The organism is Streptomyces antarcticus (assembly GCF_026627255.1).
GTDB classification, from domain to species: Bacteria; Actinomycetota; Actinomycetes; order Streptomycetales; family Streptomycetaceae; genus Streptomyces; species Streptomyces antarcticus.
The window spans coordinates 102,927-129,036 of the sequence record NZ_JAPNLM010000004.1 but is presented as its reverse complement, the minus strand read 5'-3'; the positions used below and the strand labels follow the sequence as shown (position 1 = coordinate 129,036).

18 protein-coding genes are annotated in these 26,110 nt (G+C 73.9%); 4 read left to right on the top strand and 14 right to left on the bottom strand.

Translation table 11 applies throughout. The features are described 5' to 3' along the window. Nucleotide 1 precedes the first annotated feature (1 nt). The 8 genes from OTB16_RS08510 to OTB16_RS08475 are packed head-to-tail and all read right to left on the bottom strand — an operon-like array spanning nt 2 to nt 11,981. A complete protein-coding gene (locus tag OTB16_RS08510; RefSeq protein WP_267719354.1) occupies nt 2-844 on the bottom strand; it encodes a 3-hydroxyacyl-CoA dehydrogenase family protein in 843 nt (280 codons plus the stop codon). Continuing rightward, nucleotides 841-3,927 (bottom strand): type I polyketide synthase, encoded by a 3,087-nt coding sequence (locus OTB16_RS08505; protein WP_267719353.1) that lies wholly within the window; start codon nt 3,925-3,927, stop codon nt 841-843. Before OTB16_RS08505 ends, OTB16_RS08510 begins: the two co-directional genes overlap by 4 nt. Then, nucleotides 3,924-6,437 carry an amino acid adenylation domain-containing protein gene (locus OTB16_RS08500; RefSeq protein WP_267719352.1) on the bottom strand — a complete coding sequence of 838 codons (2,514 nt, stop codon included), beginning with the start codon at nt 6,435-6,437 and terminating at the stop codon, nt 3,924-3,926. Before OTB16_RS08500 ends, OTB16_RS08505 begins: the two co-directional genes overlap by 4 nt. Beyond that, nucleotides 6,437-7,930 carry an FAD-dependent oxidoreductase gene (locus OTB16_RS08495; protein WP_267719351.1) on the bottom strand — a complete coding sequence of 498 codons (1,494 nt, stop codon included), beginning with the start codon at nt 7,928-7,930 and terminating at the stop codon, nt 6,437-6,439. Before OTB16_RS08495 ends, OTB16_RS08500 begins: the two co-directional genes overlap by 1 nt. Beyond that, nucleotides 7,923-8,969 carry a phosphotransferase gene (locus OTB16_RS08490; protein WP_267719350.1) on the bottom strand — a complete coding sequence of 349 codons (1,047 nt, stop codon included), beginning with the start codon at nt 8,967-8,969 and terminating at the stop codon, nt 7,923-7,925. The genes OTB16_RS08495 and OTB16_RS08490 overlap by 8 nt, the downstream gene beginning before the upstream one ends. Then, nucleotides 8,966-10,228, bottom strand: coding sequence for a hypothetical protein (locus OTB16_RS08485; RefSeq protein ID WP_267719348.1), 1,263 nt, complete (start codon nt 10,226-10,228; stop codon nt 8,966-8,968). The genes OTB16_RS08490 and OTB16_RS08485 overlap by 4 nt, the downstream gene beginning before the upstream one ends. Continuing rightward, nucleotides 10,225-11,169: a transketolase family protein gene (locus OTB16_RS08480; protein WP_267719347.1), complete on the bottom strand. Its 945-nt coding sequence runs from the start codon at nt 11,167-11,169 to the stop codon at nt 10,225-10,227. Before OTB16_RS08480 ends, OTB16_RS08485 begins: the two co-directional genes overlap by 4 nt. After that, the gene (locus OTB16_RS08475; protein WP_267719346.1) at nt 11,166-11,981 is read right to left on the bottom strand and encodes a transketolase; all 816 of its coding nucleotides are present in this window, start codon (nt 11,979-11,981) and stop codon (nt 11,166-11,168) included. The genes OTB16_RS08480 and OTB16_RS08475 overlap by 4 nt, the downstream gene beginning before the upstream one ends. Before the next feature lie 252 nt (nt 11,982-12,233). Here OTB16_RS08475 and OTB16_RS08470 point away from each other — a divergent pair, with 252 nt between their 5' ends. From OTB16_RS08470 to OTB16_RS08460, 3 genes are all read left to right on the top strand, one after another. Then, the gene (locus OTB16_RS08470; RefSeq protein ID WP_324290785.1) at nt 12,234-13,415 is read left to right on the top strand and encodes a Gfo/Idh/MocA family protein; all 1,182 of its coding nucleotides are present in this window, start codon (nt 12,234-12,236) and stop codon (nt 13,413-13,415) included. Nucleotides 13,416-13,421: 6 nt separating this feature from the next. Further along, nucleotides 13,422-14,246, top strand: a complete 825-nt coding sequence (locus OTB16_RS08465) for a DODA-type extradiol aromatic ring-opening family dioxygenase (protein ID WP_267719345.1) — start codon at nt 13,422-13,424, stop codon at nt 14,244-14,246. A 160-nt stretch (nt 14,247-14,406) separates the two neighbouring features. Next, nucleotides 14,407-14,703 carry a hypothetical protein gene (locus tag OTB16_RS08460; protein ID WP_267719344.1) on the top strand — a complete coding sequence of 99 codons (297 nt, stop codon included), beginning with the start codon at nt 14,407-14,409 and terminating at the stop codon, nt 14,701-14,703. Here OTB16_RS08460 and OTB16_RS08455 read toward each other — a convergent pair. From OTB16_RS08455 to OTB16_RS08445, 3 genes are all read right to left on the bottom strand, one after another. Next, nucleotides 14,672-15,601 (bottom strand): aminotransferase class IV, encoded by a 930-nt coding sequence (locus OTB16_RS08455; RefSeq protein ID WP_267719343.1) that lies wholly within the window; start codon nt 15,599-15,601, stop codon nt 14,672-14,674. The genes OTB16_RS08460 and OTB16_RS08455 overlap by 32 nt on opposite strands. A gap of 445 nt (nt 15,602-16,046) precedes the next feature. Further along, nucleotides 16,047-16,667, bottom strand: coding sequence for a nucleoside/nucleotide kinase family protein (locus OTB16_RS08450; RefSeq protein ID WP_420717649.1), 621 nt, complete (start codon nt 16,665-16,667; stop codon nt 16,047-16,049). Between the two features lie 91 nt (nt 16,668-16,758). Beyond that, entirely contained in the window at nt 16,759-19,842 is a 3,084-nt protein-coding gene (locus OTB16_RS08445) for a TIM-barrel domain-containing protein (RefSeq protein WP_267719341.1), read from the bottom strand. 474 nt (nt 19,843-20,316) lie between these two features. Between OTB16_RS08445 and ligA the strand changes: the two genes are divergently transcribed. Further along, entirely contained in the window at nt 20,317-22,362 is a 2,046-nt protein-coding gene (gene ligA / locus OTB16_RS08440) for an NAD-dependent DNA ligase LigA (protein ID WP_267719340.1), read from the top strand. A 501-nt stretch (nt 22,363-22,863) separates the two neighbouring features. On the opposite strand, the gene OTB16_RS08435 is transcribed toward ligA, so the two are convergent. The 3 genes from OTB16_RS08435 to OTB16_RS08425 form a co-directional block, all read right to left on the bottom strand. Continuing rightward, nucleotides 22,864-23,031: a response regulator transcription factor gene (locus OTB16_RS08435; protein ID WP_420717648.1), complete on the bottom strand. Its 168-nt coding sequence runs from the start codon at nt 23,029-23,031 to the stop codon at nt 22,864-22,866. Nucleotides 23,032-23,112: 81 nt separating this feature from the next. Further along, nucleotides 23,113-24,903, bottom strand: a complete 1,791-nt coding sequence (locus OTB16_RS08430; protein WP_267719339.1) for an ABC transporter permease/substrate binding protein — start codon at nt 24,901-24,903, stop codon at nt 23,113-23,115. Continuing rightward, the gene (locus OTB16_RS08425) at nt 24,903-25,955 is read right to left on the bottom strand and encodes a quaternary amine ABC transporter ATP-binding protein (RefSeq protein ID WP_267719338.1); all 1,053 of its coding nucleotides are present in this window, start codon (nt 25,953-25,955) and stop codon (nt 24,903-24,905) included. The genes OTB16_RS08430 and OTB16_RS08425 overlap by 1 nt, the downstream gene beginning before the upstream one ends. Nucleotides 25,956-26,110: the final 155 nt, after the last annotated feature.

Genomic DNA, 26,110 nt, shown 5'->3' with positions numbered 1-26,110 from the left:
TTCAGTTCCCGTCGTAGGAGTAGAAGCCGCGGCCGCTCTTGGTGCCGAGCAGGCCCTGGTCGACCATCCGGCGCAGCGCCGGATGGGTGGCGAACTCGTCGGTTCCGTAGTGGTCGTGCAGCACCTCCAGGGTGCGGACGACGGTGTCGATGCCGATGAGGTCGGCGGTGCGAAGCGGCCCCGAGGTGTGACCGAGGCAGCCCTTGAAGAGGTCGTCGACCTGGCTCGGGGTGGCGACGCCGTCCGCGACGACGGCGGCGGCGAGGTTGACGACCGGCATGAGGACGCGGTTGATGACGAAGCCGGGCGCGTCCCGGACGACGACGGCCTCCTTGCCCAGACGCCGCAGCATCAGGTCGACGTCCCGCATGGCCGCGTCGGAGCTGTCCTCGCCGCGGACGACTTCGACCATGCCGATCCGGTCGACCGGGTTCATGAAGTGGACGCCGACGACGCGGCCCGGGTCGGCGAGCTGTTCGGCGAGCCGGCCGATGGGAACGGCGGAGGTGTTGGCGGCGATGGTCGTGCCGGGGGCGAGGACCTTCTCCAGCTCCGGGTAGAGGGCTCGTTTCGCCTCCTCCGACTCGGTGGTGTTCTCCACGACGAGCTCCACGTCCCTCAGGGCCGCGAGGTCGGTGGAGGGGCGGATGTCCAGTGCGGGGGCGCCCGCGCCGCCGAGGAGGGTGGCGAGCCGCTGGTGGCGGCGGACGGCGGCGCGGGCGGTGTCGAGTGCGGCGGCGTCGGAGTCGACGAGCGTCACCGCGTACCCGGCCGCCGCGGCGGCGTGGGCGACGCTGGCTCCGATGACTCCGGCTCCGAGCACTCCGATGGTGGGTGGGGTCATGGCGTCCGGCTTTCGTTCTCGATGGGCTCCGGTCGCTGTTGCTCCGGGGTGGCCAGCCAGTCCTCCACCTCGCGCGTCATGCCGCCGAGCGTCGCGGAGGCGAAGACGACCGAGGAGGGCACGGCTCTGCCGGTGAGTTCCTTCAGGCCCGAGATGAGGTGGACGCCCATCAGCGAGTCCCCGCCGAGGTGGAAGAAGTGGTCCTCGGGGTGAACCTGGCGCAGGCCGAGGAGGAGGCGGAAGCGCTCCGCGAGGAATCCGGCCACGGTCGAGGGCGTCACCGGCTCCGCCGCCGGCTCCGGCCGGTGCTCCCGTGCGTCTTCGTCTCCCCCGCCGGCGGCCGCGGCCGCGGCGCCCGCCGGAGCGGACGCGGGGTGCGCGAAGGGGTCGGCGGGCGGCGCCGTGTCCGGCAGGTACCTGCGCCGCACCAGGTTCCTGGGCGGCAGTGTCGTCCGGCGCCCGGGGGCCGGGTGCAGGCGCTCCCAGTCCGCTTCGACGCCGTGGGTCCACAGCTCCCCGAGGGCCTCCAGCAGGATCTGCCGGTCGGGCACGTGCTCGTAGGACTGCCGCACGGTCCGTACGCACACGGCGTCCGGGTCGCTCTGGCCGATCCACGGGCGGGCGGTGCCGGGGCCGACCTCGATCAGGACGCGGTGGCGGGCCAGGACCAGCCCGGCGGCGGTGCGGAACCGGACGCGGCCGACCATGTGGTCGCGCCAGTAGGAGGGCTGGGGCACCTCTCCGTCGAGCCAGCGGCCGAGGACGCTGGAGGCGATCGGGATGCGCGCCGGGCTCAGCCGTACGGCGCGCAGGTCCTCCCCGAGCAGGTCGGCGGCCCGCGTGAGCTGAGGTGTGTGGAAGGGGTGCGCGGTGTCGACCGGCAGGACGGTGAAGCCGTCGCCGCGCAGCCGTTCGGCGAGTGCCGCGACCGCGGCCGGGCGCCCCGAGAAGACACAGTGCCCGGGCCCGTTGTCGGCGGCGAGCCAGGTGCCGTCGACGGCGTACCGCTCGACGTCGGCGGCGGAGGCGAGCACGCCGAGCATCGCGCCCTCCCCGGCCGTCACGACGAGGTCGGCGCGGCGGGCCACGGCCGCCATGGCGTCGTCGAGGCCGATGACGCCGGCCAGCACCGCGGCCACCCACTCCCCCAGGCTGTGCCCGAGGAGGGCCGCGGGCCGGATGCCGAGGTCGATGAGCGTGCGGGCCATGGCGTGTTCAAGGCAGAACAGGGACAGGTGGACCTGGCGCAGCTCGCGCTGGGGCGGTCGGCCGGCGCCGTCGCGGCGCAGCAGGGCGCGCAGGTCGACGCGGCTGCCGTCACCGGTGGGGCGCGCCCGTGGCGCGGCGAAGGACCGGCCGACGGCCCCGTCCGTGAGCTCGTCGGCGATCGTGACGGCGGTCCGCAGGTGCGCCGCGAAGACGGGGTCGGTGCGGGCCAGGTCGGCGCCCATGCCGGGGTAGTGGCTGCCGATGCCCGGCAGGACGAAGACCACCTCGGGCGGTTGCGCCGGGGCCCGCCCGCGCTGCACGCGCAGCCGGTCGGCCGCGAACGCCGCCCCGGCTCCGCCCTCGGGGGTGATGACGGCGTAGCCGCGGTGCGGGTGGCGGTGGCGTGAGGTCTGCGTGGTCCAGGCGGTGTCGGCCGTGCACGACGGGGTGCGGTCGAGGTGGTCGCGCACGGCGGCGAGGTCGGCGTCCAGGGCGTCGGGGTGGTGGCTGGAGAGCAGCACCAACTCCGCGCCCCCCGACCCCTCCCCGGCGGCGCGCGGGCGGGTAGGGGCCTCTTCGAGGACGACGTGGCAGTTGGTCCCGCCGAGGCCGAAGGCGCTCACTCCGGCGCGCCGGGGGCGGTCCGCGGCGGCCGGCCAGTCGAGGGCCTCGCCCAGCGGCCGCAACGGCCCCTCCGTACGGGCGAGGTCGGTGGGCAGCCGCTCGAAGTGCGGGGTGGCGACGAGCCGCCCGCGGCGCAGCGACAGCACGGCCTTGACGAGTCCGGCGAGACCCGCGGCCTCCCGCAGGTGGCCGAGGCCCGCCTTGGCGGCGCCGACGTGGACGGGGCGGCGCACGTCGGCGAAGACCTCGCCGAGCGCGGTCCACTCGGCGGCGTCACCGATGCGGGTCCCGCTGCCGTGCGCCTCGACGTAGTCGATGTCCGCGGGTTCGAGTCCCGCGACGTTCAGCGCGGCCCGGATGACTTCGGCCTGCGCGGCCGGGTCGACGCCCGCGAAGCCGGACTTGCCGGAGCCGTCGTTGTTCATGGCCGTGCCGCGGACGACGGCCCAGACCTCGTCGCCGTCGCGCACCGCGTCGGCGAGGCGCTTGAGCACCACGGCGCCGGCGCCGTCACCGGGTACGGAGCCGCCCGCCGCACGGTCGAAGGGCCGGCACACGCCGTCCGGCGAGCCGATGCCGCCGAGCGGTGCCCCGTAGCCGCCCGGCGCCGGAACCCGTACGGCGGCGACTCCGGCGACGGCGAGGTCGCTGCCGTGGCCGAGCAGGTCCTGGACGGCGAGGTGGACGGCGGTGAGCGCGGTGGAGCAGGCGGACTGGACGGTCACGGCGGCGCCGTGCAGGCCGAGCCGGTAGGCGACGCGCGTGGCGGCGTAGTCGCCCCGGTTGGTGACCTCCAGGGCCTGGGCGTCGACGCCGGGGCGCCCGGCGAGTGCGGTGCCCACCCAGCGCTCGTAGTCGTTGTGGCCGACACCCGCGTAGACGCTGACGGCCGGGGTGCGGACGCGGTCGACGTTCGCGGCGGCCAGCGCTTCGTCGGCGGCCTCCAGCAGCAGTCGGTGCTGCGGGTCCAGGAGCAGGGCCTCGGAGGGGGCGATGCCGAAGCGCGCCGGATCGAAGTGGGCGGGCCGCGGGATCGAGCCGTACGCCGGGACGAACGAGCCGGTGGTGCGCGCACGTCGGGTGATGTTGTCCTCGCCCGCGGCGAGGATCTCCCAGTAGCGCTCGAGGCTGTCGCAGCCGGGCAGGCGCACGGCCATGCCGACGACGGCGACGGCGTACTCGTCGTCCGGGGCCGCGGCCGGAGCCGGAGCCGGGTTCGGGTTCGGGTGGCCGGGCAGGGGCGCGTTCATCTCGGTTCGCCTCCTTCGGACGGGCGTGTGCGGGTGCGGGCGGCCGGTGCGGCGCTCCCGCGCCGCGGCGGGCGCCGCCGTTCGGCGGGGCGGCGTGCCGGGACGGCGCCGGTGCCGGTGCCGTGGTGCTCGGACGCCTCGCCGAGGAGACGGGCGTGGCCGCGCGGGGTGCGGGCGGCGAAGACGTCGGCCAGGGCGATCTCGCGTCCGCAGGCCGACTCCAGTGAGCCGCGCAGCAGCATCAGGCGCAGGGAGTCGCCGCCCAGGTCGAAGAAGTCGTCGTCGACGCCGACGGTGTCCAGGCCGAGGACGCGCGCCACCAGTGCGGCGGCCCGCTCCTGGTCGGGGGTGGTGGGCGGGGCGTACGGCACGTCGAGGGCGGGGCGGGTGCGCGGTGGGACGCGCAGCGCCTTGCGGTCGACTTTGCCGCTGCCGAGGAGGGGCAGGGCGGGGACCGAGGCCAGGTGCGCGGGCACCATGAAGTCCGGCAGCCGGGCGGCGAGGTGCTCGCGCAGCCGCTCGGGCGGCACCTCGTCGCCCTCGGGGACGACGTAGGCGACGAGGACGGCGCCCTGGTCGGGGTCCGGGGTCCCCACCACGGCCGCGTTGGCGACCCCCGGGTGCGCGCGCAGCACGGTCTCCACCTCGACGGGCTCCACCCGCTGCCCGCGCACCTTGACCTGGTCGTCGGCGCGTCCGACGTACTCGACCTGGCCGTCGGGCAGGTGGCGGGCGAGGTCCCCGGTACGGAAGAGGACCTCGGGCCCGGCGGGGTCCAGCCGGTTGGGCCGGAAGCGCTCGGCGGTCAGGTCGGGGCGGCCGAGGTAGCCGTCGGCCAGTCCGGGGCCCCCGGTGTGGATCTCCCCGACGACGCCGGGCGGTACGAGCCGGCCCGCCGCGTCGCAGAGGTAGATCCGCATGTCGAGCGGGACGCCGACGACCGTGCCGGGTGCCCCTTCGGGGCGGGGGACGGCGAGCGGTCCGGTGCGGTGGCACACGTAGTCGGCCTCGCTGAGGGTGTACGTGTTGTGGACCGCGAAGCCGAGGCCGCGCAGTTCGTCCTCGAGGTCCTGTCCGAGTGCCTCACCGCCGACGAAGACGTGGCGCAGCGCGGGCGCCGTCCGGAACGCGGGCTGGGTGAGCAGCAGCCGCAGCATCGAGGGCACGAAGCTGACCGTGGTGACGCGCTGGTCGCGGATGAGTTCCGCGAGGTAGCGGTCGTCCCGGTCCTTGCCGGGCGCGGCCAGCACCGCCGTGCCGCCGGTCGCCAGCGGCCACGCGAACTCGCGGAAGCTGATGGGCGACTTGAGCAGGTGCCGGTCGTCCGGCCCCATGGCGTACATCCCCTGCTCCAGCCGGATGCGGGAGGTGTGCATGCGGTGCGGGCGGACGACGCCCTTGGGGGCGCCCGTGCTGCCGGAGGTGAACAGGACGTAGGCCGTGGTGTCGGGACGGGCCCGGTCGTCGGGTGCGCCGGGCGGGTCGGCGGGTGCGCCGGCCCGGTCGTCGGGTGCGCCGGGCGGATCCCCAGCCGCGGTGGGCCGGTTGCCGGGCAGCGGCTGCCGGAGGAACGCGGCCGCGTCGAGGGCGCGGCCGGCGACGACCCTGTGCCCGGACGCGGTGGTGAGCGTCGCGACGGGCGCGGTGAGGCGGAGGATCTCCTCGGCCCGCAGGTCCGGCAGGTGCGGGTCGAGGTGGACGAACCCGGCGCCGGCCTTCCAGATGCCGAGGACGGCGGTGAAGAGGGTGAGGTCCCGGTCGCCGGTCAGTACGACGAGGGCGCCGGGCTCGTCCACGTGCGGGCGCAGCCGGTGGGCGAACCGGTCCGAGGCGGCGTCGAGTGCGCCGTACGTCAGCTCGGCGGCGCCGTCTCGCAGGGCGATCGCGTCGGGTGTGCGGGCGGCCTGCTCGCGGATCATGCGGTGCAGGGTGGTGTCCGTGTGGGGTGTGTGCGGCGCGTTCCAGGTGTCCAGCAGCAGTTCCCGCTCGTGCGGCCCGAGCAGGTCGATGGTGCCCGCGGGGGTCAGGGGCCGCTGCGCCGCGTGGTGGGCGAGCAGTGCCAGGTGCGCTGCCACGCGCTCCGCGGTGGCGGCGTCCAGGACGGTGCTGTCGTACGTGAGGCACAGGCCCGGGCCCTCCGCGGCAGCGGTCCACACGGGTCGCCCGAGGGCGGCCGGCAGCGTGACCGGGCGGGCCGACAGGACGGCCACGTACGGTTCGCCGTCGACCGGCGGCCGGGCGGCGGCGGGACGCGCCGCTCCGGTGAGTGCCTCCAGGGTGCCGGTCTCCTGGTCCTCGGCGCGGACGTAGCGCACCGGGGTGTCGCCGGCGGCGCCGAGCACCTCCCAGCCGGTTCCGTACCGGTGGAGCAGCAGATGGCTGAGGGCGGCGAGCGCGAGATGCCCGTCGGGGCCGCCGAGCAGGGTGGCCGCGGGCGCGGACAGCGGGACCGTGCACTGCTCGAAGTGCGGCTGCCCGGCGCCGGGTATGCGGTGCGGGAGGACGAGCATCAGTGCCCCCCGCCCGTGGCCGCGCCCGCGCCCGCGGCGACCCTGCGGTGCAGCACGGAGCGGGCGGCGGCCATGCCGGTGGCCGCCCCGTACGTGATGCCGATGATCTTCGAGGAGCTGTCGCCGACGAAGTACAGCCCGGGCACGGACGACTCCAGGTCGTCGGAGAGGTCCAGGTCGGGAAAGAGGCGTTCGACGACGGGCGCCGCGACCGTGGCGGTGCCCGGGACCAGTCCCGGATGAAGGGTGTTGAGCCGGTCGACCATGGTGAGGACGTCACGGACGGTGGACGCGGGCAGGCAGTCGCGCAGGTCGCCGTGGTGGTAGTTGATGAGGCTGGTGGTGAGCGGTCCCTCGGGTGCGGGCCGTCCGGACAGTTCGTCGACGGTGCTGACGACGGGTTTGCCACCGCCGTACGCGCAGACGCGCTTCGCGTACGCGGCGGCGTGGTCGGTGCCGTCGGTCCCCCCGGGCAGGTCGACGGTGGTGAGGATGCCGAGGTTGGACTTGGTCGTGGGCTGGTTCAGGCAGTGCTGCCCGTCGAGGGCGACCGCGTCGAGGAAGCCGTACTGCATGACCCGGCCGCCCTCGCACACGCAGAACGTCCGGACCGAGTGGCCCTCTTCGTTGAGGAACGACAGTTTGGGGTTGTGACAGCCGTCCAGGAGGGGTGCGAGTGCCTCGCGGCCGGCTTCCAGCCGCACGCCCAGGTCGACGCGGCTGCTGGGCCGGTGGCGCACGCCGATGCGCCCGGCGAGGTCGCGGACCCAGGGCAGGCCCAGTTTGCCGACGCCGACGATCACGTCGTCGGCCCGGAACGCGGCGGGCCCGTCGGGCGTGTCGGCGCGTACGTGGAACCCGCCGCCGGTCAGCGGCTCGACGTCGGTGGCCCGGTGGTGGAGCAGGACGCTGCCGCCGCCGCGCTCCAGTTCGGCCTTGAGGTGGGCGATGACGACGAGGGAGTCGTCCACCGTGACGCTCTGCGAGTACGCCGTGTCGACGTGCTGGAAGACGGTGCCGTCGCCGAGCAGGGAACCGCTCGTCTCCCGGGGCGGACCGGCCGGCGGGAGCCCCAGCTCGTAGAGGATGCGGTACGCCTCGGAGATGAGGTCCTGGGCCCGGTCGAAGGAGCCGAGGGCGCGCTCCAGTCCGCTGTAGGAGCGGACCGTCCCGTCGGGCGCCGACTCGATCTTGGAGCGGGTCAGCGAGGAGATGTATCCGAGGTTGGTGTCGAAGTGGAAGGCCGCGCCGCCGAGTCCGGTGAGGCAGGTGCAGCGCGGGCACTGGAGGCGGAACTTCTCCGCGTCGCGGACCGTCCGCCCGTTCATGCGCGCCACCAGTCGGGGACACAGGCTTTCGATCATGTCGCCGCCCGCTTCGAGGAGGACGACGCGCCGGCCGGCCCTGACCAGGGTCAGCGCGGCGAACAGTCCGGCGGGCCCACCGCCGATGACGACGGTGTCGGTACGGGTGGTGCGTTCCTGATCAGACATGGGTGCTCCCGTGGGCCGCGGGCCGCCGCTCCAGGTAGCGTTCGACGAAGGTGCGGTAGAAGAGACGGCTGGTGTCGCGGCCCTCGGCCTCGATGCGTTCGATGAGCCACTGGCAGGTGAAGGGCAGGAGGTCGAGGACGCGGCCGGGGTGCTGTCCGGTGAGCGTCGCGTAGTGGTCCAGGCCCCGCTCCAGTACGGACCGGAACCAGTGGTCCGAGCTGAAGACCTGGTCGTACAGCCAGTCGAAGCCGTGTTCCGGGTAGTCGGGAAAGACCGGGAGGGCGGTGGTGACGAGGAGGTTCACGACGTCCATGGCGGCGATGCCGGTGGCGCGGTAGTCCTCGAAGTCCAATACCCGGGCAGACCCGTCGCGGGCGTCGTAGCGCACGTTCCAGGGGCCCAGGTCGCCGTGGGTGGGCGCCAGCAGGGCCGTGCGCAGGGCCTCGTCGGCGTACGGGACGCCGAACTCGGGGTCACGGACGTAAGCGGCGGCCGTTTCGAGGGCGCGCTCCGGGGTGCCGGGTGTCCGCTCCCCCGACAGGTGCAGTTCGACGACCCGCTCGACGGCCGGCCGGAGCACCTGCCACAGCGCGTCGGGTCCGGTGGCGCCGGCGACGGCGGTGGGCAGGTCGATGCCGGGCAGGTGGGTCATCGTGAACCCGCCGCACAGCGCGTCCAGCGGTACCGGACTGCCGAGGGGCGCGGGTACGGGGAAGCCGCGCAGGATCTCCAGCTCGCGGGCGAGTTTCGGATCGGTGGTGGACAGCGGGACCTTGGCGACGGCGACGGGTACGCCGTCGATGTCGAGCTGGACGAAGGTGCGGCGGCGGACCTTGCGGGCGCCGGCCGGAGTCCAGGTGGAGGACCGAACGCGGTCGGGGCCGGGCTCGGGGGCGCCGTTCCTCTCCAGGTGGGCGGCGAGCATCAGCCGGGCCACCTCGACGGTGTCGACGCTCCGTTCGGTGAGGTCGGCGTGGTCCGCCGGGGCGGGTGCGGTGGCGGCGGGGCCGCTGCCGTGCGGGGTGGGGGTGCGGTTCACGACGTGCTCCCGGTGGTGACGAGGGACACGTCGACGCGGCTCAGGAGATCGGCCAGCGCGGGTCCACCGAGCAGGTCGCCGAGCTCGTCGACGGCGGCGTGCCGTTCCTCGGCCGTCAGCTTCTGGTAGGCGGTCAGACGTGCGTCCAGGTGATCGGCGAGGTGGCGGTAGCCGGACTCGTCCGTGAGCAGTTCGCGGGTGAGCCGGTCGAGGGCCTTGGTGCCCTCCAGGTCGTCCTCGGGGACGGTGAACCGGTCGCCGAGGTCGGTGAGGCTGGCCGCGATGTCGCCGGCGACGGTGCCGCGCAGGGCGCGCAGGTTGGCGATGTGTCCGTAGTGCTGCTCGGGGAGCAGCAGCGGCAGCCGGCGCAGGATGACCGACTCGTGAAGCGAGGTGAGGCTCGGCGGTACGGCGTAGAGCGGTGCGTGGGCGAGGTGGCGGAGGAACTCCGTCTGGGGCAGGAAGGCGTACTCGACCTCGACCTCGCCGTGGGTCTCGGTGACGCGCTGTCGGAACGCCCCGCCGCATACCAGGATGCGGCCCAGTTCGGGTCGGGCTTCGGCGAGTTCGGCGACCCAGCGGCGCAGGACGTCGAGGTAGGCGTTGTGGGACTCGTAGTCGAGGAAGAAGTTCTGGAAGCCGCCGAGGTTGATCAGGAGGCCGGCCGGCCGCTCCGGCGGCGGCTGGGCGAGGGCGCCCTCCAGGGCGTTCCGGTCGACGATGGGACCGCAGAGCTCGACGTGGTCGGCGCCCACCCCGGCCATGGCCGCGATGCGCGCGGGCACGCCGGGGAAGTTCTGCGCGTAGGACCGCCGGGCGAGGAGGTGGGCCAGCAGGATGCGCTCGTGCGGGGCGAGCGTGTCGAAGACGTAGCGGGCCGTGTCGTGGTCGGCCCACCGGACGAGGTGGGCGCGCGCCGCCAGTTCCTCGAAGCTGCGGCCGGTCAGCCAGAAGCCGAGGAGGCTGTCGAAGAAGAGCACGGGGACCTCGGCGCGTACCGCCCGGAAGACGAGTTCGGCGTCCATGACGCTGACCACGAGGTCGGCGTCGGCGAGTCCCTGCGCGAGGTCCTCGCTCCGGCGGGTGTCGCCTTCGGTGATGCGGTGGAAGCGGTGGCTGTGCCGCCGCGCGAAGTCGAGTGCGACGTCCTGGCCGACGAAGTCGACGCTGCTGTCGGCGAGCAGGGGGGTGATGGCGACCAGTTTGGAGACGGGCCCGAATCCGCAGGCCTGGGCGCTGGAGAGGATCCTCATCGTCACGCTTTCCTCGTGTTCCTGGTGAAGCGGCCGAGCACGGCGGACCGGATGCCGCGGCTGTCCACGCCGTAGAAGTGGAGAAGTTCTTCGTGGGAGGCGACCGGCGGGTAGCGGTGGTCGGTCTCCAGACGCACCAGCGGGGGGCCGTCCCGGCCGAGGGTCAGTGCGGTGCGGTCCCCCAGGCCGCCGGGGCCCAGGGACTCGGCGGCGGTGACGACGAGCGCCCGGCCGAGGGCCAGTGCCCGTACGGCGTCCCGGGGGAAGGGGTGGAGGGTGGTCACGGAGGCGACGGCGGCGTCCACCCCGTCGCCGGCGAGGGCGTCGGCCGCGGCGAGTGCCTCGGCCACGCAGCGGCCGGTGGCCAGCAGCAGTACGTCGTCCCCGTCGCGCAGCAGTCGGGGGGTCCGCGGGTCGCCGTCGGAGGCCGCCGCGGGCAGCTCCGGGTCGGGGCGCGCGGAGAGCCGTACGTACGCGGGGCCGTCGGCCGGCAGCAGGGTCCGCAGTACGGACACGGCGTCGGCGGCGTCGGCGGGGCAGTGGACGCTCATGTGGGGCAGCGCCGACATGAGGGTGATGTCGTCGGTGGCGTGGTGGGTGGGGCCGAGGTGTCCGTACCCCAGCCCTCCGCCGACGCCGAGGAAGACCACGGGCAGCGCGGGCACGCACACGTCGAGGCGCAGTTGTTCGTAGGCCCTGCGGACGAGAAAAGGTGCCATGGCGGCAGCGACGGGGCGCATGCCGCTGCGGGCGAGTCCGGCGGCGACTCCGACGAGGTTGGCCTCGGCGATGCCGACGTCGACGTACCGGCGGGGGTGTCGGGCCATGACTCCCTGGAACAGGGCCTGTCCGTCGGCGCCCAGGGTGATCAGGGCGGGGTCCGCGTCGACGGCCTCGGCCAGGGCGGCGGCCAGCGCGGCGCGCATGGTGGGCGGTGCGGCGATCACGACAGCGCTCCTCCCGCGGCGGCGGGGGCCGGGGCAGCGGGTGCGTCGAGGGCGTCGAGGGCCGTCTGGCGCTGGGCGGCGTCCAACTGGCCCATGTGCCAGGCGGGATCGCCCTCGGCGAAGGGGACGCCCCTGCCCTTGACCGTGTGCGCGAGCAGTACGGCGGGACCGTCGCCGGCCCGGAGCCCGGCGAGGGCGTCGGTGACGGCGGCGGTGTCGTGCCCGTCGGCTTCGGCGACGCGCCAGCCGAAGGCCCGCCACTTGTCGGCGAGGGGTTCGAGGGCGCTGATGGTCTCGGTGTCGCCCTCCTGCTGGAGCCGGTTGCGGTCCACGACGGCGACGAGGTTGCCGAGGCGGTGGTGCGCGGCGAACTGCGCGGCCTCCCAGTTGCTCCCTTCGTCGAGCTCGCCGTCGCCGGTGACGACGACGACCCGCTGGTCCCGGCCCGCCAGCCGCGCGCCGAGGGCCATGCCGCAGCCGAGGGACAGTCCGTGGCCGAGGGCGCCGGTCGCGGCCTCGATGCCGGGCACGGCGTCGGACGGGTGGCCCGGCAGCGTGGCCAGGTCGGCCGTGATGACGCCGAGTTCGGCGAGGACCGCGTACAGGCCGTAGGCGCCGTGGCCCTTGCTGAGGATCAGCAGGTCCCGGTCGGGCCAGTCGGGCCGGTCCGGTCGGTAGCGCAGGCCCCGGGTGTAGAGGACGGCCAGCAAGTCGGTCATGGACAGCGCGGCGCCGAGGTGAACCGCCTTGCGTGCGGCCAGTTCGACGACTCGCCGCCGGGCACGCCGGGCCAGTTCGTCGGGGTGGAGCACGACGTCCTCCGGTCTGCCGCAGCGGGGCGGCTCGTGGTCGGTGTGGGTACCGGCCGACGGGGTGCACTGATCGCCAACGCTCCGCCGTCCGGTCCCCGGCGGATCCCGGGACGGCCTTCGAGGCAGCGTCCCAACGCCGGGTGAGGCAGAGTCAAGTCGCTCCATGATTCCTTGTCAAGAGCAGTCACTAATTGAGTCACTAAGCGAGCGGCTAAGGCCGTTGACATTCGGAGCCAGCGGATATTGACTGAAGTGGAGAGACCGTCCGTGCCGCTTCCATTTCCTTACTGCCGCCGACGGGCAACCGAGAGACCCGAGGAGTTCTGCGTGAAACCCCTTGTTCATGCCGTGGTGGGGTGCGGGCGAGTGGCCCCCAACCACGTCGACGGATTTTCCGCGCTGCCGGACGCCGAACTGCGCTGGGCGTGCGACCGCGACCGCTCGCGGGCCGAGGCCCTGGCCCGCGAGTACGGGCTGCCGCACGTGACCTCGGACGCACGGGTCGTCCTGGCCGACCCCCTGGTCGACAGCGTCTCCATCGCCGTTGACCACGCCCAGCACTACGAGCTGGCCGCCGCGGCGCTCAGGGCGGGCAAGCACGTCCTGGTGGAGAAGCCGCTGGCCATGACCGCCGAGGAGGGTGAGGCCCTGACGGTCCTCGCCGAACGCACCGGCCGCGTCCTGTCGGTCGTCTCGCAGCACCGCTACGACCCGGTGGTCGCCGCCGTCCGCGAGTGGATCGCCGACGGCCTCCTGGGACGGCTCGTGTCCGGCACCGTCAGCCTCCAGTGCGGCCGCGACGACGGCTATTACGCCGACAGCTACTGGCGCGGCACCTTCGCCGGCGAGGGCGGCTCCGCCCTGGTCAACCAGGGCTACCACGCGCTCGACGTGACGCGCTGGCTCACCGGCGGCCTCACCGTGGTCGGTGCGGCCGCCGGGCACACGGCGCCGCGCGGCGGCATGGAGACGGAGGACACCCTCGCGGCCGTCCTGCGGGGCCCGCAGGGCGCGTTGGTGACGTACCAGGTCACGGTCGCGAGCAGCATCACCTGGCGCACCCGGATCGAACTCGTCGGCACCGAGGGCTCGGTCCTCTTCGACCTGGACCACCCCGGGACGCTGCACGTCGCCGAGGGCGGCGACGCGCTCCGCGCTGCGGCGCGCGACGTGGGCGCGCAGGTGGCACCGGCCCCCGCCGGCATCGGCTACTACGGCATCTCGCACCGGCGGCAGATCGCCGACTTCGCCGCAGCGGTCCACGACGGTCACCCCATGACGGCCGACGGCGCCGCGGGGCTCGGCACCCTGCGCCTGCTGCGGGAGATGTACCGCGCGGCCCGCTCCGAGGGAGCGGCGCCCGGCGGGTCCACGGCCGCGCCCGGGCCGCGGGTGGCCGCGACGGCGGCCGCGGCGACGGCACCGGGCGGGTGACGGGAGGTGGCAGACATCGTCGCCGTCGCCGGCGTCCCGCACACCCCGGGCTTCCCCACCCTCGCCCGCACCGACACGGCCGCGGGGGCGGAACTCGCCCGACGCTACGCGGCGGTCGAGGAGGTGGTCGCGCGGGCGGACGCCGATGTCCTCGTCGTCCTCACCTGCGACCACATCAACACCTTCACCCCCGACATGTGGCCGACGTTCGCCATCGCCACCGGGGACAGCGTCCGCGGCCCCAACGACGACGTCCCGGGCGTCTCCCCCACCTCGTACGCGCTGGACGGGGACATCGGGACCACCCTCCACCGCGGCCTGGTCGGCCAGGACTTCGACCCGGTGGCCTTGCGCGGCCACTCGGTGGACCACTCCGTCGTGGTGCCGCTGCACTTCCTCAACACGCGCCCGCTGCCCGTCGTCCCCGTGTACCTGAACGGCATGGTGGCGCCCCGGCCTTCGGCAGAGCGCTGCAGACGGCTCGGCCGGGTGCTGCGCAACGCCCTGGAGGACCTGCCGGGCCGTCGCGTCGCCGTCGTCGCGAGCGGCAGCTTCTCCCTGGAGGTGGGCGGCCCCCGCATGCTGCCCGACCAGCTGTACGGCGTTCCGAGGCCGTCCTGGGCCGGCACCGTCGCCGACCGGCTGTACCGGGGCGACCTGGACGGGCTCGTGTCCGAGACCACGGAGCGGCGCATCGAAGAGGCCGGAACGGTCGCCGGCGAGGTCCTGCCGTGGATCGCGGCCGCTGAGATGGCCGCGGACCTGCCCCTCGCCCACATGGACCACCGGGAGGGCGAGGGCCACGCCTTCGCGGCGTGGGGCGCCGGCTGAACGGCCGCACGCAGCGGGCAACGCCTGCGGCTCCGGAACGCGGCGGACGCGTTCCGGAGCCGGGGCGGGAGGACGTGCGGGAACGCGGAACACGGGCCGTGGACACGCCGCGTGGGGCGACACGGCAAGAAGATCAAGAAGAGAGCGAAAGGACACGCCGATGGGCGTCCATGCGATCGACCGTCTCTGCTACGACATCGCACACGATCCGGAAACCCTGGAACGGATGCGCGCGGACCCGCGGCGGGAGCTCGTCCACCGCCCGCTGACCGCGGCGGAGCGGGACGAGCTGCTACGGGGCGACGTCGCCGCCCTCTACCGCCGCGGGGCGCATCCGGTCCTGCTCGTACGGCTGGCCACCTTCCGGGTGCTGGGCCTCGATCCGGCGCTCTACGCCGCTCGTATCCGTACGGCCGAACCGCGCTTCAGCGTGCCGGCGCCGCCGGGACCGGCGTGAGCCACTCGTCGTGCCGGCCGGTGACGGCGCGGACCGTGTCGTGGTAGCAGGACTCCAGCGCCCGCGTGATCTCCCCCGCGGTCTTGCCGTCACCGAGGGGGAACCCGTCGACCTCCACGGCGGGCAGCACCTCGGCCGCGGTCCCCATCAGGAAGATCTCGTCGGCCAGGTACAACTCCGTCCGCTCCACGGGCCGGACCTCGACGGACAGGCCGAGCTCCTCCTCGGCGAGCTGGAAGAGGGTGTTGCGGGTGATGCTGTCCAGGACGCCGCTGGCCAGGTCGGGGGTGATCAGCCGGCCGCGCTTGACCAGGGCTATGCACGATCCGGACGACTCGGTGACGTTCCCCGCGCCGTTGAGGAAGACCGGCCAGTCGGCGCCACGGGCCCGGGCGTCGATGTTGCCCAGCCTGCCGTTGTGATAGTTCGAGAACACCTTCATCGACGCAGGGGAGGCGCCCGGGTTGAAGCGGGGCCAGGAGCTGACGGCGAGCGTGCAGGTGCGTCCCTGCCCGAGCTTGCTCTCGAACTCCCAGGTCTCGATGGCGATCTCGGCCGGCGTGCCGCGCGGCACCATCTGCTCCTTGTGCGTCCCTCCGGCGAAGCCCCACGGGCGCACGTAGAGGTCCTTGCCGCTGGTCTCCCACGAGGAGAGCAGCTCGACGGTGGCCGCGACGAGCGCGTCCGCGTCGAAACCGGGCTCCATCCAGCTCAACCGGAGCGAGTCCAGCAGCCGCTGCATGTGGTCACGGAGCCGGAATCCGTGCAGCGTCCCGCGCGCGGGGCTCCAGTAGGAGTGCACGCCTTCGAAAGCGGCGGAGACCGAGGCGTGCCCGACGGAACTGATGTGCACCGTCGCCTCTTCCCACGGCATGAAGGTGCCATTGCGCCAGATCAAACGCCCATATTCGGAAGACACGCTTGCCCCTCTCGGTGACCCAGACGAACGCAGCTCAACGCGAGCTCACGCAGAGCATGACCGCACTCTAGATTTGACAGTGAGCACTGTCAAGACAGTCACAATCTGAGTCAATATCGGAGGGAAGGGCGCCGGGCTACCGGGTGGTCGCCGCTGTGACGCGGGTGCTGCTGCGCACCCCGCGGTGGTCCCGCCGGGCCTCCGGCAGAGCATCCACGCGGTCGGCGACGCCGACTTCCAGCTCCTCCTGCGCGCACTGCGGGAGGCCGCGTACGGCGAGGCCGGCTGATCCCCCGGGAACGACCCGGCGGCAGCCCCGGGTGGCCCTCCGCCGCGACGCGGCCGGTGGGCCCGGTGGTCGTCGGGCGTCGGGCGCCGGTCGCCGGGCAGTCGGGCAGTCGGCCCGCGGTGGGGCGGTCCGGCGTCAGCCGGTGTCGAGGACCAGGTCCGCCCGGCCCCGGCCCGGTGCGATGAGCCGGGCGTTGGCCTCGTCCGAGCGGACCACCCACGCACGCGCGTGCGCGGGGTCCTTGCCGTGGCGGACGTGCCGGTCGACCAGGCGTCCGATCCGCAGCCCGTCGTCGGGGGCGAGGTACCAGGCCTCGTCGAGCAGGGGCCGCACCCGGGCCCACTCCCCCGCGTCGTGCAGCAGGTAGTTGCCCTCCGTGATCACCAGGGGCACGTGGGCCGGGACCGCGATGCTTGCGGCGATCGGCTCGTCGAGCGACCGGTCGAAGGCGGGGGCGTAGACCGGGTGCCCGCCCGGTTCGCGCAGGCGGCGCAGGAGGGCGGTGTACCCGGCCGCGTCGAAGGTGTCCGGAGCGCCCTTGCGGTCAACCCGGCCGAGCCGGACCAGCTCCGCCCCGGCCAGGTGGAAGCCGTCCATCGGCACCACCACGGCGCCGTCCGGCCCCAGGGCCTCGGCGAGTTTCGCAGCCACGGTCGACTTGCCGGCCCCCGGCGGCCCGGCGATCCCGAGGATGCTCCGGCCGCCCGGACCGGCCCGGTCCACCAGCGCGCCTGCCCGCCGTGCCAGTTCCGTCATGTCCACCCCCGTATCCTGCCGCACCGGCGGCCCGGACCCGCGGGCGCACGGCGGGGCCCCGCCCGGGTGCCGGGCCGGGCCCCGGGCGCGGTCAGGGGGTGAACGTCCAGCGCTGGGCCGGGGTGCCGTCGCAGGCGGCGCGTCCCAGGGTGGTGCCGTTCCCGGTGGCGGAACCGGCCGGAGCGAGGCACTGCCCGGCGTTGCGCAGGGTGCCCTGGGAGCCCGCCTGCCAGGCCTGGCCGGCGCTGCCGTCGCAGGTGCGGACGGTGGTGCGGGAGGGGGTGGCCGCGTCCAGGCAGACGCCCCCGAGCCCGGTGAGACGGCCATCCGGCCGCAGGGTCCAGCGCTGGTTGGGGCCGCCGTGGCAGGTGTAGAGGGTGGGTGCGGTGCCGGGTGTGGTGGCGCTGCCCGGCAGGTCCAGGCACGTGGTGGAGGCGCCGTTGACGAGGGTGGCTGCGGCCGGGAGAGGGGCCGGTCGGCCGGTGAGGGTGATCTCGGCGGCGCTGGTCCAGGGGCCGCGGCCACCCGCCTCCGTCAGGGCTCTGAGGCGGAGGTAACGGCCGGCCGTGGCGGGCAGCGCGGTGTTCTTGGCGGTCGCGGTGTCGGCGAAGGCACCGGTGGCGACGGGTGGGCCCCAGTCGGCGGTGGTGTCGGAGACGTGGACCTCGTACGCGCCGATCCGGCCGTTGACCCCGCCGTCCTGGCGGGGCAGGTAGCCGAGGCCGTCGACGGCGTACCGGGCCCCGAGGTCGATCAGGACCTCGTGCGGGAGCGCGGCCGGGGTGCCCGTGGACCAGGCGGTGTGCCACTGCGTGGCCGGGTTCCCGTCGAAGGCGTTGCGGGCCGCGCCGTTCTCGGCGGCGCCCTCCTGGCTGTCGGCGGAGACCAGGGACCAGCCCGCCTGGGCGATGGGGGCGGAGGAGGGCAGGGCCTCGGCCGGCGGAACGCTCGTACCGGTGGCCGCGATGCCGAAGGCGCCCGCCTTCGCGCCGGTCTTGACCCGCAGGACTCCGGAGCGGTCGGCGGCGTCGAAGAACCACCCGGTGGCGGCGGCGTCGTAGGCCGCTCTGGAGTCCAGGCGCGGCAGGGAGGCGCCGTCCGCCGTGACGGCGCCCGGCGCGGAGGCCACGTGGAGGGTGAACTCGTAGCCGCGGGCAGCCGGTTTGCCGGCGTAGTCGCCCGTCGGAGCGCCCACGGAGACGGTGACCGTGCCGGAACCCGACGCCGGGGCGGTCACGTTTACCTGCTGGCGGGCGTAGGCGCCGTTCTCGTGGGCCCGGGTGCGGCCGTCGTCCTCGTACAGGCTGAAGGCGGACGCGCCGCGCGGGTGGATGTCGTAGGTGAGGGTGGAGACGGGCTTCTCCCCCGTGTAGTTCATCTGCGGCCACATCGGCACGATCGCACCGCCCTTGGCGAACAGCGGCAGCGTGTCCAGGGGCGCGCGATAGCCGTTCAGCCAGCCCGGACCCGCGTACGTCTTCCCCGTCCAGTAGTCCGTCCAGGTGCCGGCGGGGAGGTAGATGCCGTCCCGGACGGCCGTGTCGGAGACGACGGGCGCGACGAGGAGGGAGTCGCCGGCCATGAACTGGCCGCTGGTGGCGTCGCCCCGGGCCACGGGGTCGTCGGGATACTCCAGGACCATGGCCCGGGTGCTGGGCACGCCGGTCTCGTGCGCGACGCGGCTCATCGTGTACAGGTACGGCATCAGCCGCATCTTGAGCTGGAGGTACGTGCGGTTGATGGACAGGTAGGGCTCGGCGAACCGCCACGGCTGCTTGTCCTGGTAGCCGGCGGACGGGCCGGTCGCGCCCCACCCGGACATCGTCATGAAGGCGGGGGTGAAGGCCTTCCACTGGAGGTCGCGGGTGTACGTCTGGGGGCTGCCGCCGAAGATGCCGTCGATGTCGCCCGCCGCGTAGTTGAGGGCGGACAGGCCGGCGCCGGCGATGGCGGGGACGTGCCAGCGCATGTCGTCCCAGGTGCCGCGGGTGTCGCCGGTCCAGACGACGGCGTTGCGCTGGGTGCCGGCCCAGCCGTCGACGGTCCAGACGTAGCGCCGGGCGTCGGAGTTCTTCTCGATGCCTTCGACGGCCTGCCGGACGCCGTCGAAGGCGTACTTGTAGCCGCTGCCGATCCACGCGACGTCCGTCTTGACTCCCCGGCTTCCCGCGGTGCCCACCTCGTCCGCGATGGAACCGAGGCCGGTGGAGGTCCACAGCCCGGTCTGGAAGCCCTTGGCCTTCAACGCGTCCACGGTGGACTTCAGGGGCGCCGTGTAGCCGCAGCCGTAGCCGTCGTTGGGGAGGAACCAGCCGGAGGGCATGTCCACGGCGCGGGCGTCGGCCGCGTACCCGACGACGTCGGGGGTCCTCTGGTGGCGGAGGCGGTCGTGATCGCCCTGGTATTCCGGGTTGGAGGCGTTGAAACAGTCCGCGTTGCCCAGTTCGAAGCCCCAGTGCGGCGCCAGGAAGGGCTTTCCGGAGACGTCGGTGTACGCGTCGAGCACGGACTTCGGGGAGTCCCCGGTGAAGTACCAGGCGTCGAAGCGGTTCTCGTCGTGGGTGAGGGCGGCCGGGGCGTCGAACGCGTAGGAGCCCGGTGCCCAGGTGTTGCGCATGACGCCGTACCCGTTGGTGGACATGTAGAACGGGGCGGGGCTGGCGTTGGAGTTCTCGCGCCAGGTGTTGTCGACGGCGACGGGGACCGTCTTGCCGCGCAGCGCCCACGCTCCGAGCCGCAGGCCGGTGCCGTAGAACTGCTCGTCCGCGCCCCGGGCGAGGTACTGGGTGGTCCGGCCGCCGGTCCAGCTGGTGGGCCGGGTCTCCTGCCAGACCGGGGTGGTGTCGTCGGCCCGGTACACGGAGAACCGCAGGGGGGACTTGTTCACCCGGATGGAGAGGGATCCGGTGGTGATCCGGTAGTGGGCGCCGGCGTCGGTGTGGGCCGCGGTCACCGGTCCGAAGTCGGTGGTGGGGGCGAGGTCGGTGCCCGCCGGGTCGTCGGTGAACGCCCCGTCGGGCGAGAGCCACAGCCGGAAGATGTCGGCCCGGGCGATGACCACGCGAGCCTTGGCACCGCTGGACGTGGTGACCGTGAACGTGTTGCCGGACCGGGTGAGGCCGGTGGCGTCGCCCGCGGTGGCGGTGGCACCGGCGGGCGCTGCGGAGGCGGGCACGGCTGACCGCCCGGCGGCGGCCAGGCCCGTGACGGCGAGCAGGGCGGCGAGCAGTACGGCGGGCGGGCGGTGCCTGCGGCGCGGCGGGCTGCCGGCGCGCCGCGCCTCGTGCGCGCGGCGGCCCGGGACGCCATGGGGGCCCCGGGAACTCAGGGGGCCATGGGGGACTGGGGGGCCATGAAGGACGTGGGGGGCTGGGGGGACCCGGAGTCCTCGGCGGCCGTCGCGCCTGCGGATGCGTGGCAGTCTCATGGGCAGCTCCTCGTGCGGTCCGGATCACGGACACACCGCTTTGGCATGCACATGGCAAGATAGCGCGACCTCACCTCCTTTTGGAGGAAGATGCTCGAAGTTCCATGGAATCACGCAGCTTTGAGCACTTCCAGAGCGCGGAGACCGGCGCGCGCAGGACGGCCACTTCCCCGCCCCGCCGTCGCGCCGGGCGTTGTCAGACCCCTGAGCCATGATCACGGCATGACGACGACCACCGCTGAAGCCCTGGCCACCCGAGACGAGTACGCCGGCGCGATCGCCACCGCCCTGGGGGCGGCCGCCGCGTACTACGGCTCCGGTGAATCCGCCCTCGACGACGCCTCCTTCGACCTTCTGATGGGGCTGATACAGGCCTACGAGGAGCGGTACCCGGAGCACACCGACACCGCCTCGCCCACGGGCAAGGTGGCCGGCGGCGCCGTCGCGGCGGGGGAGGTCGCGCACACGGCGTCGATGCTCTCGCTCGCCAACGCGTTCAGCCCGCAGGACCTCCTCGACTGGGAGGCCTCGCTCGTCCGGCGGCTGGGGGCGCCCGTCGGCGGCGGGTACGTGGTGGAGCCCAAGCTCGACGGGGCCTCGCTGGCCGCCCGGTACCGCGGGGGCCGCCTCGTCCAGCTCGTCACCCGGGGCAACGGCATCGGCGGCGAGGACGTGTCGCACGCCATCGGCACGCTCGTCGGCCTCCCCCGGCAGCTTGCCGTGAACGCCTCCTTCGAGGTGCGCGGCGAGGTGCTCCTGACGGCCGAGCAGTTCGAGCGGGCCAACGCGACGCGCGCCGCGCACGGGGCCGGTCCGTTCTCGAACGCGCGCAACGGCGCGGCGGGGACGCTGCGGGCCAGGGGCCGCTCGTACACGGTGGAGATGACGTTCTGGGCGTTCGGCGCGGTGGAGCTCGACGGCGGCACCGAACTGCCCCGCACCACGCACTCGGACGTCATGGCGTACGTCGCCGCCGCGGGCGTCCGCACGGCGGCCGACACCCCCGCCGGGCTGACGGTGGCGGGAACGATCGCCGGGGCCCAGGAGCAGGTCGACCGGATCGCCGCGCTCCGCGCCGGGCTGCCCTTCGGCATCGACGGGGTCGTCGTCAAGCTGGACGACCTGGCCGAACAGGCCTCCGCCGGCAGCGGTTCGCGCCACCCGCACTGGGCGACGGCGTACAAGCTGCCGGCCGTGGAGCGGCGGACCCGGCTGCTGGACGTGACCTGGTCGGTGGGGCGTACGGGCGTGCTCGCGCCGACCGCCGTGCTGGAGCCGGTGGAGATCGACGGCTCGGTGGTGCGGCACGCCACCCTCCACAACCCCGCCGACATCGAGCGCCGCGGCCTGCGGATCGGGGACACGGTGACCGTCTACAAGGCGGGCGACGTCATCCCGCGCGTCGAGGCCCCGGTGGTGGAACTGCGCACCGGCGGGGAGCGCGTGATCGAGCCGCCGGCCGAGTGCCCGGGATGCCAGGGGGAGATCGACCGGTCCCAGGAGCGGTGGCGCTGCGCCCAGCCCGCCGACTGCGGACGCATCGCCGCGATCCTCTACGCGGCCGGGCGCGACCAGCTCGACATCGACGGGCTGGGCGAGCGGTACGTACGGGCCCTCGTCGAGGCCGGGGACGTACGGGACGTCGCGGACCTGTTCGCGCTGGACCACGCGCGGCTCGCGCGGGCGGCGGGGAGCGAGAAGCGGGCAGCGAAGCTGGTGGAGCAGATCGGGGCGGCGAAGGACCGGCCGCTCTCACGGGTGTTCTGCGCGCTCGGCGTGCGCGGCACCGGCCGGGGCATGTCCCGGCGGATCGCCCGCCACTTCGGAACGATGGAGGCCGTCCGGGCCGCCGACGCGGCCGCGATGACGGCGGTGGAGCTGGTCGGCGAGTCCAAGGCCGCCGCGATCGTCGCACAGGTGGCGGAGCTCGGGCCGGTCATCGACAAGCTGGCGGCGGCCGGGGTCAACCTGGTGGAACCGCGTGTGGAGGGCCGGGACGGGGCGGCGGACGGGCCGCTCGCGGGCCAGAGCGTCGTCGTCACGGGGAAGATGACGGGCCCGCTGGCCGCGTACGACACCCGCGACAAGGTGCGCGAGCTGATCGAGCGGGCGGGCGGCAAGTCCTCGAGCGGCATATCGGGGCGGACCACGCTGCTCGTGGCGGGCGAGAAGGCGGGCGGCAAGGTGGCCAAGGCCGCGGAGGCGGGCGTCGAGATCCTCGGCGAGGAGGCGTTCGCCGAGCGGATCGCCGCGTTCCTCGCCGGCTGACCGCCCCGGCTCACCGCCCCGGCTCACCGCCCCGGCCGGCCTCGCCGGCCAGGGGCTCCGGGACGGCCGACCCGCCCCCGTCCGGGCCCCGCCGTCCGGGCCCCGCCGCGCGGGCTCAGCCCCTGCCGCGCCGGGGGCCCGGGGCCGGTGGGGTGACCGCGAGCACCGGGGGGGCGGGCGAGGACCAGCGGTGACCGCAGGGGTCGAAGACCAACACCACCGGCAGGCCCGGGCGCTGGCGCCAGGAGATGCGCTCCGGCGCGCTCTCACACATCGGGCAGCGGGGCAACGGGCCCGGCTCCGGCTCCGGCAGGCACCCGGGTGCGGCCGCGAGCGGCGTGGAGTGCGTGTCACGCATGGAGGCTCCCTGGTCGTGCGGTTGGGCTGATCGCACTGTGCCATGGACAGGCGCTTGTCCGCACGGGCGAATCATCCAGGGTTTTCGCTGGTCAGAGGTGTGGTCACCAGGAGTATTCCGGTCCTCTTACGGGCACTTGGTGATCAACTGCACCTGTTTCCGGCCGCCACCAGGCCGGATTCGTCCGCCGCGATCACCGCCTGGGCGCGGTCGCGGACGCCCGGCTTGCCGAAGATGCCCGTGATGTGGTTCTTGACCGTGGAGACGCTGATGTCCAGGTCCCGGGCGATCTCGGCGTTGTCGAGGCCCACGGCCAGGAGGTGCCGGATCTCCCGCTCGCGCGGCGTCAGGTGTCGTTCCCCCCTGGTTCCGGCGCTCGTGCCGCTCTCGGCTCAGGCGAGCTTGTCGATCTCCGGGTGGTCGGTCAGCCAGGCGCGGACCGCCTCCTGCTCCTTGCCCTTGCCGATCTCCTGGATCTTCGCCTCCAGGCCGGTGAGCTGCTCCTCGGTGAGCTTGAAGGAGCGCAGCCACTCGGCCACCTCGGGCTCGTCGGCGGCGAAGCCCTTACGGGCGAGGGTGTGGATGCCGTCGCCCTTGCCCCAGGCGCCCTTCGGGTCCTCGAGCTTGGTCAGCTCGTAGGAGGAGTACGCCCAGTGCGGGGACCAGAGCACGGCCAGGACCGGCTCCTTCTTGTCGTAGGCCCGCTTGAGCTCGGCGAGCATGCCGGGGGTCGAGCCGTCGACGACCTGGTACTCGCCTTCGAGGCCGTACTCCTTCAGGACCTTGTCCTTCAGGATCGACATGGCGCCGGCGCTCGGCTCGATGCCGATGATCCGGCCCTTGAACTGCGCGGACTTGCCCTTGAGGTCGGCGAGCGAGCGCACGTCCTTCATGTACGAGGGCACGGACAGCTCCAGCGAGGTGGGGCCGTACCAGGAACCGAGGTCCTCGAGCTTGTTGCCGTACTTCTCCCAGTACTGGGCGTGCGTGACGGGCAGCCAGGCGTCGGTCTGGAAGTCGAGCTGGCCGCCGGCCAGGCCGGTGTAGAGCGCCCCGGCCTCCAGCTGGCGGGCGTCGACCTTGAAGCCGCGGCGCTCCAGGAGCTCCTTCCAGAGGAAGGTGGAGGCGATGCCCTCGTCCCAGGGGATGTAGCCGACGGAGACGGTACGGCCCTTGCCGATGTTCGCGGCGCCGGCCGGGCCGGTCTCGTCGTCCGCGGCGAAGGTGTTGAGGCCGCCCGCGACGAGGGCCAGGACGACGGCCCCGGAGACGGCGTAGGCGGGCTGGGGCCGGTGGTTCCAGACCTTGGCGGCGCCGGTCGCGGCGGACCGGGCCTTGGCGAGGGCGCGCCGGCCGAGCGGGGACACGTGGCGGCCGAGCGCCCCGGTCATCCGGTCCAGGTACATGGCGAGGATGACGATGGAGATGCCGGCTTCGAAGCCGAGGCCGATGTCGACGTTGCCGATGGCGCGGTAGACGGCTCCGCCGAGTCCGCCGCCGCCGACCATGCCGGCGATGACGACCATGGACAGGCCCAGCATGATGACCTGGTTGATGCCCGCCATGATGGTGGGCAGCGCCAGCGGCAGCTGGACGCGGACCAGGGTGTCGCGCGGGGTGGTGCCGAAGGCGTCGGCGGCCTCGACGAGGTCGGAGTCGACCTGGCGGATGCCGAGCTCGGTCATCCGTACGCCCGGCGGCAGCGAGAAGATGATCGTCGCGATGATGCCGGGCACGACGCCCACCCCGAAGAAGATGATGCCGGGGATGAGGTAGACCATGGCCGGCATGGTCTGCATGAAGTCCAGGACGGGGCGCAGGACGGCGCTCACCCGGTCGGAGCGGGAGGCCCAGATGCCGAGCGGGATCGCGATCACCAGTGTGACGAGCGTGGCGACCAGGACCAGCGACAGCGTGGACATGGCGTCGGACCACAGGTCGACGGAGTCGATGAGCGCGAGGCCGGCGAAGGCGAGGAGGCCCGCGAGGAGTCCGCGCAGCCACCAGGCGCCGACGGCCAGGATGCCCGCGAACAGCAGCGGGTGGGGGGCGGAGAGGACGGCGTCGATGCCGTCGTAGAGGCCGGTGACGAGCGCGCTGATCGCGTCGAAGAGCCAGGTCAGGTGGCGCTGGAGGAAGTCGACACCGCTGTCGACCCAGGCGCCGAGGTGCAGACGGGGCATCAGGCCGCCACCTCCGCGCAGGCCATCGGGGGCCGTTGTTCGTCACCGATGAAGGCGATGAGGCGGTCCTGCGGTACGCAGCCCACGACGGCGCCGTCCCCGCCGGTGACGGCCACCGGGTGCGGGACGCGGGCGCTGACGGCGCACAGGTCGGCGAGCGGGGTGTCGGTGGAGACGGTGGGGCAGTCGCAGGCGTAGGCGTCCGCGTCGGGGACGTCCATGACGGCGTCGGCCGTCAGCACGCGCGAGCGGTCGACGTCCTGGATGAAGGAGGCGACGTACTCGTCGGCGGGGCGGATGAGGATGTCTTCCGCGGTGCCCTGCTGGACGATGCGCCCGTCGCGCATGACGGCGATGCCGTCGCCGAGGCGCATGGCCTCGTTGAGGTCGTGGGTGATGAAGACGATGGTCTTCTTCAGGCGTCGCTGGAGCTCCAGCAGCTGGTCCTGCATGTCGCGGCGGATCAGCGGGTCCAGGGCACTGAAGGACTCGTCCATCAGGAGCAGGTCGGCGTCGGTCGCCAGGGCGCGGGCGAGGCCGACGCGCTGCTGCATGCCGCCGGAGAGCTCGTCGGGCCAGGACTTCTCCCAGCCTTCGAGCCCGCACAGGGCCAGGGCCTCGGCGGCGCGGCGCTCGCGCTCGGCGCGGTCGACGCCCTGTACTTCCAGCCCGTAGGCGGCGTTCTCCAGGACGTTGCGGTGCGGAAAGAGCGCGAAGTGCTGGAAGACCATGGAGATCTTCGTGGAGCGCACGCGGCGCAGCTCGCGCGCGCTGAGCGCCGTGAGGTCCTGACCGTCGAAGAGGATGCGCCCCGCGGTGGGCTCGAGCAGTCCGTTCAGCATGCGCAGCAGCGTGGACTTGCCGGACCCCGACAGACCCATGACGACGAAGATCTGGCCGGGCTCGACGCTGAAGGAGGCGTCGATGACCGCGGCCGTCGTGCCGTCGGCGCGGAGCTCGTCGCGGCCGGAGCCGCTTTCGAGCGCGCGCACGGCGTCGGCGGGTCGTCTTCCGAACACCTTGTAGACGTGCTCGGCCTGGAGCGTGGACACATACACCTCACGGGTCGTACGGGGTACGGCGGCGCCGGGCGGGCCGGCGGGCCGTGGAGCGGGACGGGATCGGCCCGCGTGCGCCGCGCGTCCGGCGCGCGGCGCCGGAGATACGTGGTTCCGCTCCGGCGGCCACCATGCCCGGTATTCGCACC

Bases quoted from the DNA above. Each gene is read 5' to 3' on its own strand.
- OTB16_RS08510 (WP_267719354.1), bottom strand. From the start codon at position 844: ATGACCCCACCCACCATCGGAGTGCTCGGAGCCGGAGTCATCGGAGCC.
- OTB16_RS08505 (WP_267719353.1), bottom strand. From the start codon at position 3,927: ATGAACGCGCCCCTGCCCGGCCACCCGAACCCGAACCCGGCTCCGGCT.
- OTB16_RS08500 (WP_267719352.1), bottom strand. From the start codon at position 6,437: ATGCTCGTCCTCCCGCACCGCATACCCGGCGCCGGGCAGCCGCACTTC.
- OTB16_RS08495 (WP_267719351.1), bottom strand. From the start codon at position 7,930: ATGTCTGATCAGGAACGCACCACCCGTACCGACACCGTCGTCATCGGC.
- OTB16_RS08460 (WP_267719344.1), top strand. From the start codon at position 14,407: ATGGGCGTCCATGCGATCGACCGTCTCTGCTACGACATCGCACACGAT.
- OTB16_RS08450 (WP_420717649.1), bottom strand. From the start codon at position 16,667: ATGACGGAACTGGCACGGCGGGCAGGCGCGCTGGTGGACCGGGCCGGT.
- ligA (WP_267719340.1), top strand. From the start codon at position 20,317: ATGACGACGACCACCGCTGAAGCCCTGGCCACCCGAGACGAGTACGCC.
- OTB16_RS08430 (WP_267719339.1), bottom strand. From the start codon at position 24,903: ATGCCCCGTCTGCACCTCGGCGCCTGGGTCGACAGCGGTGTCGACTTC.